The following is a 14468-nucleotide window of genomic DNA, read 5'->3' as shown; positions in this document are numbered from 1 at the left end:
CCATGCATTTACTGAGAACCCAGCCCGGCGGTTTCGTACCCGACGACAGCATTGCCGATCTGGGCCAGACCCCGGCCGAGCTGGTGATTCTCTGTAGCGGAGACTCAAGCCTGGCGCTGCTGGCCGAAGCTGCCCGGCAGCTCCCTGACGACTACCCGAGCCTGCGTCTGGCCAACCCGATGCAGGTACAGAATCACGCCTCTGTCGACTTGTATGTCGATGAGGTGCTGCGCCACGCAAAGGTCATTCTGATTTCCCTGCACGGTGGCATCGGTTACTGGCGTTACGGCGTCGAGCGGCTGATGGAGCTGGCGGCACGCGGGGTTCAGGTCATTCTGGTGCCCGGTGATGACCGCCCTGATCCTGAACTGAGCGACCTGAGCACGGTGCCTACCGCAGAACGCGACCGGCTATGGCAGTTTCTGCGTCAGGGCGGCTTGCAGAATGCGCTGGAAATGTATCGTTGCATGGCCAGCCGCTGGCTGGACCGGGACTATTCCTGGACCGAGCCCCAACCGTTGCCACGCACAGCCATTTACCACCCTCGACTGGCGAGTGCGCAGCTCACCGATTGGCAAGCCGACTGGGTTGCAGGGCAGCCCGTCGCGGCGCTGCTGTTTTATCGCTCGCACTTGCAGGCCGCCAATACCGGTTTTATCGACGAGTTCTGCGCTCGCTTGCAGGCACACGGCATTAACCCGTTGCCCATTGCCGTTGCCAGCCTCAAGGAACCCGGCTGTTTCACTCAGGTGGAGAACTGGCTGGACGAGGCTGAAACCGAGCTGATCCTCAACACCACAGGCTTTGCCCAGTCGAGCCCGGAAGCGCCGCATCTGCGCCCGTTTCGGCGCAACGTGCCGGTCATTCAGGCGATCTGCGCGCAGGACAACGAACCTGCCTGGCAGGCCAGTGAACAGGGCCTTGGTGCGCGCGATCTGGCGATGCACATTGCCTTGCCGGAGCTGGACGGGCGGATCATCAGTCGACCGATCAGTTTCAAGGACCTGGCCTGGCGCAGCGAGCGCAGCCAGTCGGACGTGGTGTGTTACCGCGCCCAGCCGGACAGGATGGATTTTGTCGCGCAACTGGCGCGGCGCTGGATCGAACTGGCCCGGCTGCCCAACGGCGACAAGCGTGTGGCGTTGATCCTGGCCAACTATCCGACCCGCGACGGACGCATCGGCAATGGTGTGGGGCTCGACACGCCTGCCGCGGCGCTGAACATCCTGCGCGCCATGCAGGCCGAGGGTTATCCGCTGGCACAGTTGCCGGACAGCGGCACCGAGCTTATCCAGCAATTGCTGGGTGGCGTGACCAATGATCTGGACAGCGTTGACCTGCGGCCCTGCCAGCAAAGCATGGCACTGGAGGAATACCTGGCGGCGTTCAACGAGCTGCCGCAGGAAAACCGTGATGCCGTGAATGCCCGCTGGGGCGCGCCGGACAGCGATCCGATGTTTCGCAGTGGCAGAATGATGATTGCCGGGCTGCGCTTTGGCCTGACCTTCGTTGGCATTCAGCCTGCGCGTGGCTATCAGGTCGACCCCAGCGCGGTGTACCACGACCCGGATCTGGTTCCGCCCCACGGTTATCTGGCGTTTTACTTCTGGCTGCGCAAGGCGTATGGCGCTCATGCCGTGGTGCATGTCGGCAAACACGGCAACCTTGAGTGGCTGCCGGGCAAGGGCGTCGGCCTGTCCCGAACCTGCTGGCCAGACGCCGTACTGGGTGCCATGCCGAACATCTATCCATTCATCGTCAATGATCCGGGCGAGGGCGCACAGGCCAAGCGGCGCACCCAGGCGGTGATCATCGATCACTTGATGCCGCCCCTGACCCGTGCGGAAACCTATGGCCCGCTGCGCAATCTGGAACTGCTCGCCGACGAGTTCTATGAGGCGCAACTGCTGGATCCGCGCCGCGCGCGCGAGCTGCAACGGGATATTCTTGAACTGGTCCGTGAAACCCATATCGACCGTGAGCTGGCCCTGGGCGAAAACCTCGACAGTGACGCCGATGCGGCGCTGTGGCTGCCGCGTCTGGACACTTACCTGTGTGACCTGAAAGAGTCGCAGATTCGCGATGGCCTGCACATCTTCGGTCAGTCGCCACAAGGCCGCCTGCGCACCGACACCTTGCTGGCCCTGCTGCGCATCCCGCGCGGCGACGGGCGCGGCGCGCAGTCGAGTCTGTTACGGGCGTTGAGCAAAGCGTTCGGTCTGGATTTTGACCCGCTGGATTGCGAACTGGCCGAGCCCTGGACCGGCGCGCGTCCCGCCGCGTTACTGGCGGTCAGCAGTGACCCGTGGCGCACTGCCGGTGATGCGCGTGAACGGCTTGAGCTTTACGCCGCTGCGCTCATCGAACGCGTGACACAGGGCGAAGCGCTGCACGACCTGCCGGTTGACGATGATCTGGCACTGATTCTCGACAGCCTGCGTGAAGTGGTCGCGCCGCGTCTGGACGCCTGCGGCACCGGCGAAATGCAGGGCATGCTCGATGCACTGAGCGGCCGCTTCGTCCCGGCAGGCCCCAGCGGCGCGCCGAGTCGGGGGCGTCTGGATGTGCTGCCCACCGGTCGTAATTTTTTTACCGTGGATGTCCGCAACCTACCGACCACCACGGCGTGGCGTATCGGTTTCCAGTCCGCCAGCCTGTTGCTGGAAAGGCACCTTCAGGACCATGGCGACCATTTGCGTCAGTTGGGGCTGTCGGTCTGGGGCACTGCGACCATGCGCACCGGTGGTGACGATATCGCTCAGGCGATGGCGCTGATGGGCGTACGTCCGGTCTGGGCGACGGGCAGCCAGCGGGTCGATGATTTCGAGATTCTGCCGGTCAGCCTGCTGGACCGCCCGCGGGTAGACGTGACATTGCGGGTGTCGGGCTTTTTCCGTGATGCCTTCGCCAACCTTATCAAGCTGTTCGACGCTGCGGTGCAGGCAGTTGCTGCGCTGGACGAGCCGGACGACCTGAACCCGCTGGCGGCCAGGGTGCGAGAAGAACGACAAGGTTTTATCGCAGAAGGGTTGAGCGAAGACGAAGCGGCACGTCAGGCGGGCTGGCGGATCTTCGGCGCCAAGCCCGGTGCCTATGGTGCTGGCGTGCAGGGCGCGATCGACGGCCGTCTGTGGCAGAGCCGTGAGGACCTTGCCGAGGTTTACCTGAACTGGGGCGGCTACGCCTATGGCGCTGCCGATGAAGGTACGCCTGCGCGTCAGCGCTTTGCCCAGCGGTTGTCTCAGGTGCAGGCCGTGCTGCAGAATCAGGACAATCGCGAACACGACCTGCTTGATTCAAACGATTATTACCAGTTTCAAGGCGGTATGCTCGCGGCTTCGGAAACCCTCAGCGGGCAGAAGACCGCCAGTTACCATGGCGATCACAGCCAGCCGGACCTGCCGAAAATCCGCACCCTGAAGGAAGAGCTGAACCGGGTGATACGCTCGCGCGCTGCGAATCCGAAATGGATCGACGGGGCCAGACGTCATGGGTACAAAGGTGCGTTCGAAATGGCCGCCACGGTGGATTTCCTGTTTGCCTTCGACGCGACCACCGAACTGATCGATGATCACCAGTACGCGCTGCTGGCCGACGCCTATCTGCTTGACCCGACCACTCGCGATTTTCTCGCCGAGCACAATCCCGATGCCTTGCGCGACATGACCGAGCGCATGCTCGAAGCCCAGCAGCGTGGCCTCTGGCAGGAGCCGGGCGAGTATCAGCAGGCGCTGGAAGACCTGCTCCTGGACATAGAAGAGAACTGATGACCTTGCCTGACCCGAACACCACCGAAACTCCACATTTTCCGCTGGCCGCTGTGGTCGGTGCCGATGACTTGAAGCTGGCGTTGTGCCTGACCGCCATCGACCCGCGCATCGGTGGCGTATTGATCGAAGGGCCTCGGGGCATGGCCAAGTCGACGCTGGCGCGGGGGTTGGCCGATGTGCTGGCCAGTGGTCAGTTCGTCACCTTGCCGCTGGGTGCTACTGAAGAGCGTCTGGTCGGCACGCTGGATCTGGACGCCGCGCTGGCCGAGGGTCGTGCACAATTTTCCCCGGGTGTACTCGCCAAGGCCGACGGCGGTGTGCTTTACGTCGATGAGGTCAATCTGCTCGCCGACCATCTGGTCGACCTGTTGCTGGACGTTGCTGCCAGCGGCGTCAATATGGTCGAGCGGGATGGTATTTCCCATCGCCATGCAGCGCGCTTCGTACTGATCGGCACCATGAACCCGGAAGAAGGCGAATTGCGCCCGCAGTTGCTGGATCGCTTTGGCTTGAACGTCGCATTGAGTGGCCAGACCCAGCCTGCCGAGCGCAGTCAGATCATCCGTCGCCGTCTGGATTTCGACAGCGATCCGGTAATGTTTTGCCAGCAATGGCAAGCGCAGCAGGACGCCTTGAAGCTTCGTTGTGAGCAGGCGCGTCAGCTGCTGGCAGGTATCGAGCTGGATGACCATTCATTGGCAATGATCACCGAGCGATGCTTTGCTGCAGGTGTCGACGGTATGCGCGCCGATCTGGTCTGGCTGCGCGCCGCGCGCGCCCATGCTGCATGGCGTGGTGCCGGTCGAATTGAAGAACAGGACATCGAAGCGGTCGCCGAGTTTGCCTTGCGTCATCGGCGGCGCGAGCCGGCCCCGCCACCACAAAACCCGGAAGCGCCGCCGCCCGGATCGTCCAGCAGGCAGGCCGACCCTGAAAGCGGGCAGGGCAACTGGGGCGAGCTGCCCGCCCAGGCCGTCACTACCGGCGCACGCCGCGAAGTGCCGAGCTGGCCAAAAAAGCCTTAGGCATCCGCCCTCGTATCTCGCAGGGGGCGGATGCCGTTCCCCGTCCTGGTCGACTGGCCACTGGCAGACAAGGGGCCATGCGTGCCGGTGCTGATGGCCCGGTGCAATGGTTGTCCACACTGTTGCGCGGCCGGCCGAAAAGCCGCAAGGACCTGATTCGCCAGCCGCGCAGCAGCCGTCCCAGTGAGTTATTGCTGGTGATTGTCGATGCTTCAGCTTCTACACGACGCCATCAGGCGTTGAGCCAGGCCAAGGGGCTGTTGTCGCAATTGTTCGACGATGCGTATCGACGCCGCGCGCGTCTTGCCTTGCTGACCGCCAGCGGTGACACGCCACGCTGGCAACATCAGGGCCTGAAAGCGTCCTCGGCATTGAGTCCATGGCTGGATGCACTGGGTGCGGGCGGCGGCACGCCACTGTCTGCGGCGCTTCAGCAGGCCGGTGAATGGCTGGCAAAGCGGCAAAAACGCTATCCGGCCGAGCAGCAGCGGGTTCTGGTGCTGACCGATGGCAGGATCAAGCAGTTACCCGTCCTGCCTGCATTCAATTGCGCGAGTGTGTTGATCGATATCGAGAAAGGCCCGATCCGCTTGGGCAGGGCGCGGGAACTGGCGTCCAGCCTGGGGGCTGATTATCAGCACATTGATGAGCTGAAACCGGTTTGAGCTATCAGGTCTGGCAGTTCTGGAACTGCGTGCCAATGCGCTGAAGCATTGGCACGACAGTCAGTTGCAGTGCACGGGCAACGCTCAAACCTGCGTCAGGCTGGCATGGTCCAAGGCTCAAGGTCGTAGCCTTCGTTGCTGATTTCTGCACGCGCCTGTTCCAGAGCGCTGGCCAGTTGCCGCTTGTCTGAATAGGTGCTGCTCGGGATCTGCTTGCGACCGATACGGTTGCTGGTGCGGTCGATCACCGTCAGGCTCAGTTCGCCGTTACCATCCTGTGGTGCCCAGGCAACACACTGGAAGGGTTCAAAAGCGTGTCCAGCGATCAGAAGTGCATCGTTGAAGCGCAGTGGGGCGTTCATGGTTTTTTCCTCAAGTGCCCATATCAATTCAGTCACGGCGGCGGGCTGACCGTCCGGCTGGTTACTTGTGTTGATGAACGACAAGGGGGCATGAGTCACACCCTTCAACGAAAAATATGCGAATTTTTTTCAAGGGTCGCCCGCGTGACCTTGCAAATAAACATCCTTCAGCAGCTACGGCGTTAGTGACAGAGGGTTATGAGCGTTAGACCCAAACGGTACAACGCTGCGTCAAAAAGTTGCTAGGGTGATAGTTGGGCTCGCCAACATGCTGTTTATGAAAAGCTTTTAAAAATCCCACTCCACGTCGGGCACCAAGGAAACTTCATGCATGGATCGGCCCCAACGCGACGTCTGCTAATCATCGACGGCGGTGACGACTGTCATCCTCTGATTCCTGCTTTGAGTGATGCCGGATGGACGGTGCAGGAAAGCACCTCAGGTTCTACCTTCAGTCCCGATCATGACGTGGGCCTGATTCGACTGACGTCCGGTCATTTCGAACAACTGCCCAGGCTTCAAGAGCTTGTCGCCCATAGCAACATGCGCTGGGTTGCAGTGCTGTCAGCCAACGATCTGCAACGCGAAAAAATAGGCGATTTCGTTTGCCAGTGGTTTTTCGATTTTCACGCCCTTCCTTTCGATGCAGCGCGGTTGCATGGCACGCTGGACAAAGCGTTCGCGGCTGGCCGCCCCGAAGCCCAAGGCGGGCTGGCGCTTTCCGAGGCCGAGCCCGAGCTGCTGGGCGACAGTCGGCCCATTCGTGAGCTGCGCAAGTTGTTGAGCCGGCTGGCACCTATCGATTCACCGGTATTGATTCGGGGCGAGCGAGGTACGGGCAAAGAGCTGATCGCACGCAGCCTGCATGTGCAGTCTCAGCGACGCGGTAAACCGTTTGTTGTCGTGGATTGCGGTGCATTCACCGGGCATTCGATCCAGGCCGAGCTGTTCGGTCATGAGGATGATGCGTTTGATGGTGCTCAAGCGCACAGGATCGGGCTGCTTGAAGCTGCTGACGGCGGCACGCTGCTGCTTGACGAGGTCGGTGATCTGCCGCTGGAAACCCAGACGTCGCTGTTGCGCTTTCTGGAAGACCGGCAAATCGAGCGCCTGGGCGGCGGTGAGTCGATTGCAGTGGATGTGCGGGTGCTGGCCGCGACCCGTGAGGATCTTGAAACGGCTGTGCGGAAAAAGCGCTTTCGTGAAGACCTGTATTACCAGCTCAATGTGCTGCAGGTCGGGGTGGCACCGTTGCGTGAGCGTCATGGCGATCTGGCGTTGCTGGCCAATCATTTCGCCCATTTTTACAGTCAGGACAGCGGCAGGCGAGCACGCAGTTTCAGTCAGGATGCGCTGGTGGCGCTGGGCAAGCACGACTGGCCGGGTAATGTGCGGGAGCTGGCCGGTCGGGTACGGCGCGGGCTGCTGCTGGCCGAAGGCCGACAGATAGAAGCGGCAAACCTGGGCTTGCTGGGCGAAGAGGACAGTGCTGGCAGCATGGGCACGCTGGAAGAATACAAATCACGTGCAGAGCGCCAGGCATTGTGCGACGTATTGACCCGCCACAGTGACAATCTGAGTGTGGCGGCCAGAGTGCTGGGTATATCTCGACCCACATTCTATCGGCTGTTACACAAGCACCAGATCCGCTGAGTCTCCCAGTAACTGCGCGACAGCCGTCATCGCCTGTTCGCGGCGCTGCGGCCAGTCACCGCCCAGCACCTTATAGGCCTGCCGATGGTGGTCCAGCCATTCCCGGCTGCTGTCGAAGAAGGCCTGGCGTTCGCGCAACTGCGGTTGGCAGCGTTGCCCGTCGCTGATCCAGTCCACGCCTTCGGGCGACAGCAGCAGGTGCAGGTCGTAGGAGCGGTTCAGCAGTTGCTGTTCGATCCACGCCGGGCAGTCGCCGAACAGGGTGCGGCTCCAGAGCACATTGCTCAGCAAGTGTGTGTCGAGTATCAGCAAGTGCGGCTCGCTGGCGCGGGCAGTATCCTCCCAGTCCAGCTGGCCCCGAGCAATGGCCGGAATATCGGCGTAGTGGGTATCGCGCCCCTGTTGATCGATGAAATGACGTACATATTCGCCGACCAGCAGGCCGCCGAACCGATTCTGTATTTCGGCCGACAGCCAGCTCTTGCCGCTGGACTCAGGCCCGGTCAGGACCAGGACTTTCATCGCGCCAGCGCCAGATCGTTACGCCACTCGCGCCAGCCCTGTACGGCCAGCAGGGTAAACAGCGCATAGAGTGCAGCGGTCAGGTACAGCTCTTTGTAGATGAACAGGCCGACAAAAATCACATCCAGCACAATCCATAGCGGCCAGCACTGAACGCGTTTGTGTGCCATCCACACTTGTGCCACCAGGCTGAAGCCCGTGAGAGCTGCGTCAAGCCATGGCTGTGCGGCGTCGGTGAAATGCGCCATGCCAGCGCCCAGCGCGAGGCTGATGACTGCGCCGACAGCCAGCCCTTTAAGCACTGAATGGCTCGGCAGCACAGTGACAGCCTTGACCGGCAGGCCGTCGCCATGGCGAGTCCACTGCAGCCAGCCATAGATCTGCAAGCCTGCATAGATGACCTGCAGCAGCATGTCCGAATACAGCTTCACGTCGAAGAATATCCAGATGTAGATCACCACCATCACCAGCCCGATTGGCCAGCACCAGGGATTCTGCTTCACTGTCAGCCAGACCGCGATAACGCCAATGGCGGCAGCGAAGAGTTCAAGCCCGGACATGGCGGCTCCTTGGTTAGGGTTGTGAGGGTCGGGGGCGGCGATTGTATGCGCTTCTGCGCGCGGCGTGGAGCTTGTGTTGCGTCAGGCTGCACGTCAGCAGGCTTTGTGCGCGGAGGTCTGCTAGCATTCCGCGCCTTGCATTTGCGCGACTTTCTTCAAGCTTCGTTCAGGCAGGCGACGGCATAGTGGCAAGCATTTTTTATACGACAACATTAAACAGCGAGCCTGCGGCATCGCTTCATGGGGGAATGATGGATCTTTGGACCGCTGCTCAGGCGTTGATATTGGGTGTTGTAGAAGGGCTGACGGAGTTCTTGCCGATCTCCAGTACAGGGCATCAGATCATCGTCGCCGACCTGATCGATTTTGGCGGCGAGCGCGCCATGGCCTTCAATATCATCATCCAGCTGGGTGCGATTCTAGCGGTGGTCTGGGAGTTTCGGCGCAAGATTCTCGACGTTGTCGTGGGGTTGCCGAAACAGCAACAGGCGCAGCGTTTCACCCTCAACCTGCTGATCGCCTTCATGCCGGCCGTGGTGCTGGGCGTGATTTTCGCCGATACCATCCACCATTACCTGTTCAATGCCATTACCGTGGCAACGGCGCTGGTCGTGGGCGGTGTGATCATGCTCTGGGCCGAGCGCCGCGAGCACACTGTGCGCACCGAAACCGTCGATGACATGACCTGGAGCGATGCGCTGAAAGTCGGGCTGGTGCAGTGCCTGGCGATGATCCCCGGCACATCGCGCTCGGGCTCGACCATCATTGGCGGCCTGCTGTTCGGCTTGTCACGCAAGGCAGCGACCGAATTTTCGTTCTTTCTGGCCATGCCGACCATGGTCGGTGCAGCCGTGTATTCGGGCTACAAATACCGGGACATGTTTCGCCCGGACGACTTCGCAGTGTTTGCCATCGGTTTCATTACCTCGTTCATCTTCGCGATGATCGCAGTTCGCGCGCTGCTCAAGTTCATCGCAACTCATAGCTATGCAGTGTTCGCCTGGTATCGCATCGCCTTCGGCCTGCTGATTCTGGCGACCTGGCAGTTTGGCTGGATCGACTGGGCATCGGCCAAGGCATGACGCGGGCTCGCGAGCCGCAGCGGCCAGCCGGTCGGGGCAGGGCACCGGTCCGGCAATTGCGCCTGAAGGTCTCGGCGTTCCTGCTGCTGTGTGTGCTACCGGTCTACGGCTCGGCGTCGCTGGGGTTCAGGCAGGTCACGTTGATTCCGGCGCTGGCTTTGATAGTCATGAGCCTGCTGGCGTTTGTGCTCTATAGGCATGACAAGCGACAGGCCGGAAACGGCGGTCAGCGTACGCCGGAGAACGTCCTGCATGCCACCGAGCTGCTCGGTGGCTGGCCCGGAGCATTGCTGGCGCAACAGGTGTTTCGGCACAAGACCCGCAAGGTATCTTTCCAGATCGTGTTCTGGCTGATCGTGCTGGCGCATCAGGTGCTGTGGCTTGACTGGCTGTTTCTGGGCAAGCGGCTTTTACAGCTGTTGCCTTTATAGTTTCAAGCCGATCTGCTGTCGTTTCGGTAGCCTGCCGACTACAAGCTGGTGGGAGCGGGTCAGCAGATCACGCACTTCATCGTCGCTCAGTGTGTGCAGGTCTGCCACGCTGATCCAGTGCGCGCGGGCCAGGTAAGGCGCAGGCCGTATGCCGGGCCGATCCACGTAACCCAGAAACAGTTCCGGATGGACCTTGAATGAAAGGTCCTGGCCGACCAGGTCCATGACCGCGAACATCTTTTTTTCGGCAACGGAAAATACGCGCACACCGCCCCATTTGTAATCCTCTCGGGCGCCTGGCAAGTCCAGGCAGAACCGGGCGATGTCTTCTTTGTGACGGGTCTTGTTCATGGAATGCTCCTTCAATGGGGCGTCGAGCGGTAAGCTGTTCGATAGCCGCACGGATATTCGATCAGCGGATTGTATGCTGCTGCGACACTCATTAGTGTGCAGGTTTGTCCTTCTCCGGAGTCTCGAATGTCTGCCGTGCAACTCGCCGATGGTGAACTGAACTACCTACTCGAAGGCCCGGCCGGTGCGCCGGTGCTGGTGTTGTCCAACTCGCTGGGCACTGATCTGCATATGTGGGACAACCAGATTCCTGCGTTCATTCGTCATTTTCAGGTGTTGCGCTACGACACGCGCGGGCATGGCAAATCGCTGGTCAGCGAGGGCAGTTACAGCATCGAGCAGAATGGTCGCGACGTGCTGGCGTTGCTGGATGCGCTGCACATAGACACGGCTTTTTTCTGTGGTTTGTCCATGGGCGGCCTGATCGGTCAGTGGCTGGCGATCAATGCGCCGCAGCGCCTGCGCAAGGTCGTGCTGTGCAATACGGCAGCCAGAATCGGCAACCCTGATATCTGGAACCCTCGCATCGAAACCGTTCTGCGTGACGGGCAGTCAGCCATGGTTGCATTGCGTGATGCTTCTGTTGCGCGCTGGTTCACGCCTTCATTTGCGCACGCCGAGCCTGCTGTGGTCGACACGGTTGTCGGTATGCTGGCCCGCACATCGCCACAGGGATACGCAGCTAACTGCGCTGCGGTGCGTGATGCCGATTTCCGTGAGCAGATTGCCTCCATTCAGTTGCCGGTATTGGTCGTCTGTGGCACTGAAGATGCGGTAACCACCCCGGCGGACGGGCGCTTCATGGTCGAGCGCATTAAAGGTTCGCAGATAATCGAATTGCACGCGGCTCATCTGTCCAGTGTCGAGGCCGGGGAATCATTTACGGTGCCGGTGCTGGCATTCCTGACGGCCGAGTAAGCTGGCGGGATCTGAACCCCGGTATTGAGAGGCTTGCCATGGCGCTGCATACTCGCGGCTCTGAAAGCGAGGTGGCCGGGTGTTTGATCTCAATGATCTGTTTTATTTCGTTCAGGTGGTCGAATGCCTCGGCTTTGCGCCAGCAAGCCGCAAACTGGGGATTCCCAAGTCCAAGCTCAGCCGTCGTATTGCCGGGCTGGAAGAGCGCCTGGGTGTACGACTGATTCACCGCTCGACGCGCACGTTCGCCGTGACCGAGAGCGGGCGCGATTACTACGCTCACTGCGTGGCAATGCTGGTCGAAGCCGAGGCTGCTGAAGAGGCTATTCTGCGTTCCAAGTCCGAGCCGCAGGGCAGGGTGGCGATCAGCTGTCCTCCCGCACTGGCGGCGATGGGCTTCAACGAGACCATTGCCCGGTTCGCGGCCGATCACCCGAAGGTTCAGGTGCAGGTTGAAAGCACCAACCGCCGCGTCGACCCGCTGACGGAGAACATCGATATCGCGTTGCGTGTGCGCTTTCCGCCACTGGAAGACGACGGGCTGGTGGTCAAGTTGCTCGGGCACAGTGCTCAACGTCTGGTCGCACGCCCGGATCTGGCTGCCAGGCTATCCGCAACATCGACACTCGAGGCGCTATCAACACTGCCCAGCCTCGACACGCCGTCTTCAAGCCATGAGCATCGCTGGCTGCTGGAAACTACTTCCGGCCACTATGCTGAAATTCGCCACACGCCGAGGCTGATCAGCTCGGATCTGGACATGATGCTGCAGGCCGCCCTGCAAGGGGTTGGGGTGGCGCAACTGCCGGAACTGATTGTCCGGGAAGCCTTGCAGGACGGACGTCTGGTGGAACTGTTCAGTCAGCATCGGCCAAAGTGCGGCATCGTGCACGCCGTGTTTGCGTCACGCCGTGGGCTGCTTCCCGCGGTCAGAGGGCTGCTGGATGTGTTCGAAACCTCGTTCAAAGAGCTAAGCCTTAGTCCCGACTCGCTTTATTGTTCTCTTCATAGAACGAACAGTCGCATTCAAGACCACTAATCATCTATTGCGATCAAGGATAGGATGCTCGCCACTTCATCGCTAAGTGGCGATTTTCTTTAAGGAGCTACGTTATGAATTTATTGCACCTCGATTCCAGCATCCTCGGCGATCATTCCGCTTCGCGTCAGTTGACCCATGAGGTTGTTCAGGTCTATCAGCGCTCGCATGCCGACAGCCAGGTAACCTACCGCGACCTCGCCAGCGAAGCCCTCGGGCATTTCTCTGCTGCCAGTCTTGCCGCAGCGGGTACCCCTGTAGAAGCCCGAGATGCGTCCCAGCAACAGGAAGTCGACACTAATGAAGCCACCTTGCAGCAGTTTCTTGCCGCCGACGTGCTGGTGATCGGTGCGCCGATGTACAACTTCACTATCCCGTCCCAGTTGAAAGCCTGGTTTGACCGGATCATGGTTGCCGGCCGCACGTTCCGTTATTCCGAAGCCGGCCCTGAAGGCCTGTGTGGCGGCAAGAAGGTTATTATTGTTTCCACTTCCGGTGGCCTGCACGTCGGGCAGCCAACCGGCGCTGGCCACGAAGAACTGCTCAAGGCGCTGTTCGCTTTCATCGGTATCACCGACCTGCAATTTGTTCGTGCGCACGGCCTGGCCTATGGTGAAGGGCCGCGTGCCAACGCCATGACAGCCGCGCAGCAACATATCGAGAGCGAGCTGTTCGCCGCCTGAGTCGGTGATGGTCTGAACAAGACTCCACAACTCGCGCGAGCAACGTGCGCCGGGTTGTGGAGTTTTTTTGTGCGCCGCATAAATGCCCGCAGTCTTGAGCGTACTCAACCTTGACAGCTTCCTTACAGGTAAGCGGGCTATTCAAGGACTAAACTGCATCTTCGCGGCACTGTGTTTGCGGTTTTGTGGTGCTTTTCACGATTGCTGAAAAGAGCGGGCGGTTTATGGCCCGGCTTGTGCACTATTTCTGTTTTACACACTCTCATCTGGGTGAGAGCGGCGCGCTGGAGCACGATGCTCGACACAAGCGCTGAATGGACTATCCGGGCGAGCCTCCGGATTTGCAAAGGTTGGGCCTTTCGATGGTACGTCTTTGTGCAGTGATGCTGGTTTGCTTGCTCGACAGCCTGATTGCGGTTCACGCTCAGGCCGATGACGCCTGGAGCGCGGGCTATCACGAGCTGAGTTTCCCCGACCCGCTGGATTCACAGCCGGTGCAGGCCATCGCTTTTTACCCGTCGACCGCCAGTGAGCAGTGGAGCACCCTGCACGGCTATCGCGTCGAGGCCGGCGAAAATGCGCCGATTGCAATGGGCCGGTTCCCGTTGCTGCTGCTGTCTCATGGCAATACCGGTACACCGCTGGCGTTGCATGACCTGGCCACATCATTGGCGCGCCAGGGGTTTGTGGTGGTTGCTGTGGTTCATCCTGGCGACAATGATCGTGATCACAGTCGGTTGGGCAGCCTGAGTAACCTGTATGGTCGCCCGCTGCAGATCTCTGAAGCGATCAGCACGGCCTTGCTCGACCCTATGCTTGCCCCTTATCTCAATGCTCGTCAGGTGGGCGTGATCGGCTATTCGGCGGGTGGCGAAACTGCGCTTATTCTTGCGGGCGCGCAGCCTGATCTACAGCGCCTGCGCCAGTATTGCCTCGAACGCCCCACAGACCGTGACGCCTGCAAGACTCAAGGGGAGCTGGTCGCTGACCGCGATGACCTGCATGCCCAGGCTGACCCCAGGGTCGGTGCGCTGATGCTGATGGCCCCGTTGAGCCTGATGTTCGGCCGTCACACGCTGGGCGATGTGCATGTACCGGTGCTGATGTATGCCGGGGATGACGACCAGTTGCTGGCCATCGACCGCAACGCCGAAGCGCTGGCGCGCAAACTGCCGCAGGCACCGGACTATAAGTTGTTGGCGGGGGCAGGGCATTTTGTCTTTATGGCACCGTGCAGTGACGAACAGCGTTCGAGCGCACCGTTACTGTGCAACGACCCTGACGGAGTGGACCGCGAAGACATTCACCGCAACCTGAGCGCAGAAGCTGTGCGCTTCTTCAGCACGGCGCTCAATTCTGCCGACCCTGACCATTCAGGTATGCAGACAGCGCATCACGAATAAGCGC

At 60.7% G+C, this 14468-nt stretch carries 14 protein-coding genes; 10 read left to right on the top strand and 4 right to left on the bottom strand.

All coding sequences use genetic code 11. The annotated features are described in order from the left end of the window. Positions 1-2 precede the first annotated feature (2 nt). The 3 genes from cobN to RYB66_RS14915 all read left to right on the top strand — a co-directional run bounded on the left by cobN (position 3) and on the right by RYB66_RS14915 (position 5460). Positions 3-3767, top strand: coding sequence for a cobaltochelatase subunit CobN (gene cobN / locus RYB66_RS14925; protein WP_029240848.1), 3765 nt, complete (start codon positions 3-5; stop codon positions 3765-3767). Beyond that, the gene (locus RYB66_RS14920; RefSeq protein ID WP_316894743.1) at positions 3767-4795 is read left to right on the top strand and encodes an ATP-binding protein; all 1029 of its coding nucleotides are present in this window, start codon (positions 3767-3769) and stop codon (positions 4793-4795) included. The genes cobN and RYB66_RS14920 overlap by 1 nt, the downstream gene beginning before the upstream one ends. A 77-nt stretch (positions 4796-4872) precedes the next feature. Then, entirely contained in the window at positions 4873-5460 is a 588-nt protein-coding gene (locus tag RYB66_RS14915) for a vWA domain-containing protein (protein ID WP_002553261.1), read from the top strand. Between the two features lie 95 nt (positions 5461-5555). On the opposite strand, the gene RYB66_RS14910 is transcribed toward RYB66_RS14915, so the two are convergent. Beyond that, the gene (locus RYB66_RS14910; protein WP_003315350.1) at positions 5556-5822 is read right to left on the bottom strand and encodes a hypothetical protein; all 267 of its coding nucleotides are present in this window, start codon (positions 5820-5822) and stop codon (positions 5556-5558) included. Positions 5823-6149: 327 nt separating this feature from the next. On the opposite strand from RYB66_RS14910, the gene RYB66_RS14905 reads away from it, so the two are divergent. Next, a complete protein-coding gene (locus tag RYB66_RS14905) occupies positions 6150-7475 on the top strand; it encodes a sigma-54 dependent transcriptional regulator (protein WP_005780292.1) in 1326 nt (441 codons plus the stop codon). Here the strand turns inward: RYB66_RS14905 and RYB66_RS14900 are convergent. Both RYB66_RS14900 and pnuC read right to left on the bottom strand, forming a co-directional pair. Then, complete coding sequence (locus RYB66_RS14900) at positions 7452-7997, bottom strand: AAA family ATPase (RefSeq protein ID WP_005745168.1); 546 nt, start codon at positions 7995-7997, stop codon at positions 7452-7454. The two genes, RYB66_RS14905 and RYB66_RS14900, sit on opposite strands and share 24 nt — an antisense overlap. Next, entirely contained in the window at positions 7994-8557 is a 564-nt protein-coding gene (gene pnuC / locus RYB66_RS14895) for a nicotinamide riboside transporter PnuC (protein ID WP_005731787.1), read from the bottom strand. The genes RYB66_RS14900 and pnuC overlap by 4 nt, the downstream gene beginning before the upstream one ends. A gap of 251 nt (positions 8558-8808) precedes the next feature. On the opposite strand from pnuC, the gene RYB66_RS14890 reads away from it, so the two are divergent. Both RYB66_RS14890 and RYB66_RS14885 read left to right on the top strand, forming a co-directional pair. Next, positions 8809-9639: an undecaprenyl-diphosphate phosphatase gene (locus tag RYB66_RS14890; RefSeq protein ID WP_054078925.1), complete on the top strand. Its 831-nt coding sequence runs from the start codon at positions 8809-8811 to the stop codon at positions 9637-9639. Continuing rightward, the gene (locus RYB66_RS14885) at positions 9636-10070 is read left to right on the top strand and encodes a DUF1294 domain-containing protein (protein ID WP_002553267.1); all 435 of its coding nucleotides are present in this window, start codon (positions 9636-9638) and stop codon (positions 10068-10070) included. Before RYB66_RS14890 ends, RYB66_RS14885 begins: the two co-directional genes overlap by 4 nt. On the opposite strand, the gene RYB66_RS14880 is transcribed toward RYB66_RS14885, so the two are convergent. Further along, complete coding sequence (locus RYB66_RS14880) at positions 10065-10421, bottom strand: MmcQ/YjbR family DNA-binding protein (RefSeq protein WP_002553268.1); 357 nt, start codon at positions 10419-10421, stop codon at positions 10065-10067. The two genes, RYB66_RS14885 and RYB66_RS14880, sit on opposite strands and share 6 nt — an antisense overlap. 126 nt (positions 10422-10547) lie before the next feature. Between RYB66_RS14880 and pcaD the strand changes: the two genes are divergently transcribed. From pcaD to RYB66_RS14860, 4 genes are all read left to right on the top strand, one after another. Next, positions 10548-11339, top strand: a complete 792-nt coding sequence (gene pcaD, locus RYB66_RS14875) for a 3-oxoadipate enol-lactonase (protein ID WP_316894739.1) — start codon at positions 10548-10550, stop codon at positions 11337-11339. 79 nt (positions 11340-11418) lie between these two features. Further along, on the top strand, positions 11419-12378 hold the full coding sequence (locus tag RYB66_RS14870) for a LysR substrate-binding domain-containing protein (RefSeq protein WP_019741966.1): 960 nt from the start codon (positions 11419-11421) through the stop codon (positions 12376-12378). Between the two features lie 74 nt (positions 12379-12452). Continuing rightward, on the top strand, positions 12453-13061 hold the full coding sequence (locus tag RYB66_RS14865) for an FMN-dependent NADH-azoreductase (protein WP_316894736.1): 609 nt from the start codon (positions 12453-12455) through the stop codon (positions 13059-13061). 362 nt (positions 13062-13423) lie between these two features. Continuing rightward, positions 13424-14464: an alpha/beta hydrolase family protein gene (locus tag RYB66_RS14860; protein WP_005745161.1), complete on the top strand. Its 1041-nt coding sequence runs from the start codon at positions 13424-13426 to the stop codon at positions 14462-14464. Positions 14465-14468 lie beyond the last annotated feature (4 nt).

It is taken from the genome of Pseudomonas syringae group sp. 243L2, assembly GCF_032587875.1.
GTDB lineage: Bacteria > Pseudomonadota > Gammaproteobacteria > Pseudomonadales > Pseudomonadaceae > Aquipseudomonas > Aquipseudomonas amygdali.
This window is presented reverse-complemented; position numbering and strand designations above follow the sequence as displayed.

Excerpts from the sequence above, each read along its gene's own strand:
- pnuC (WP_005731787.1), bottom strand. The coding sequence starts at position 8,557 with ATGTCCGGGCTTGAACTCTTCGCTGCCGCCATTGGCGTTATCGCGGTC.
- RYB66_RS14890 (WP_054078925.1), top strand. The coding sequence starts at position 8,809 with ATGGATCTTTGGACCGCTGCTCAGGCGTTGATATTGGGTGTTGTAGAA.
- pcaD (WP_316894739.1), top strand. The coding sequence starts at position 10,548 with ATGTCTGCCGTGCAACTCGCCGATGGTGAACTGAACTACCTACTCGAA.
- RYB66_RS14900 (WP_005745168.1), bottom strand. The coding sequence starts at position 7,997 with ATGAAAGTCCTGGTCCTGACCGGGCCTGAGTCCAGCGGCAAGAGCTGG.
- RYB66_RS14880 (WP_002553268.1), bottom strand. The coding sequence starts at position 10,421 with ATGAACAAGACCCGTCACAAAGAAGACATCGCCCGGTTCTGCCTGGAC.
- RYB66_RS14910 (WP_003315350.1), bottom strand. The coding sequence starts at position 5,822 with ATGAACGCCCCACTGCGCTTCAACGATGCACTTCTGATCGCTGGACAC.
- RYB66_RS14920 (WP_316894743.1), top strand. The coding sequence starts at position 3,767 with ATGACCTTGCCTGACCCGAACACCACCGAAACTCCACATTTTCCGCTG.
- RYB66_RS14915 (WP_002553261.1), top strand. The coding sequence starts at position 4,873 with ATGCGTGCCGGTGCTGATGGCCCGGTGCAATGGTTGTCCACACTGTTG.
- RYB66_RS14865 (WP_316894736.1), top strand. The coding sequence starts at position 12,453 with ATGAATTTATTGCACCTCGATTCCAGCATCCTCGGCGATCATTCCGCT.
- RYB66_RS14885 (WP_002553267.1), top strand. The coding sequence starts at position 9,636 with ATGACGCGGGCTCGCGAGCCGCAGCGGCCAGCCGGTCGGGGCAGGGCA.
- RYB66_RS14860 (WP_005745161.1), top strand. The coding sequence starts at position 13,424 with ATGGTACGTCTTTGTGCAGTGATGCTGGTTTGCTTGCTCGACAGCCTG.
- cobN (WP_029240848.1), top strand. The coding sequence starts at position 3 with ATGCATTTACTGAGAACCCAGCCCGGCGGTTTCGTACCCGACGACAGC.
- RYB66_RS14905 (WP_005780292.1), top strand. The coding sequence starts at position 6,150 with ATGCATGGATCGGCCCCAACGCGACGTCTGCTAATCATCGACGGCGGT.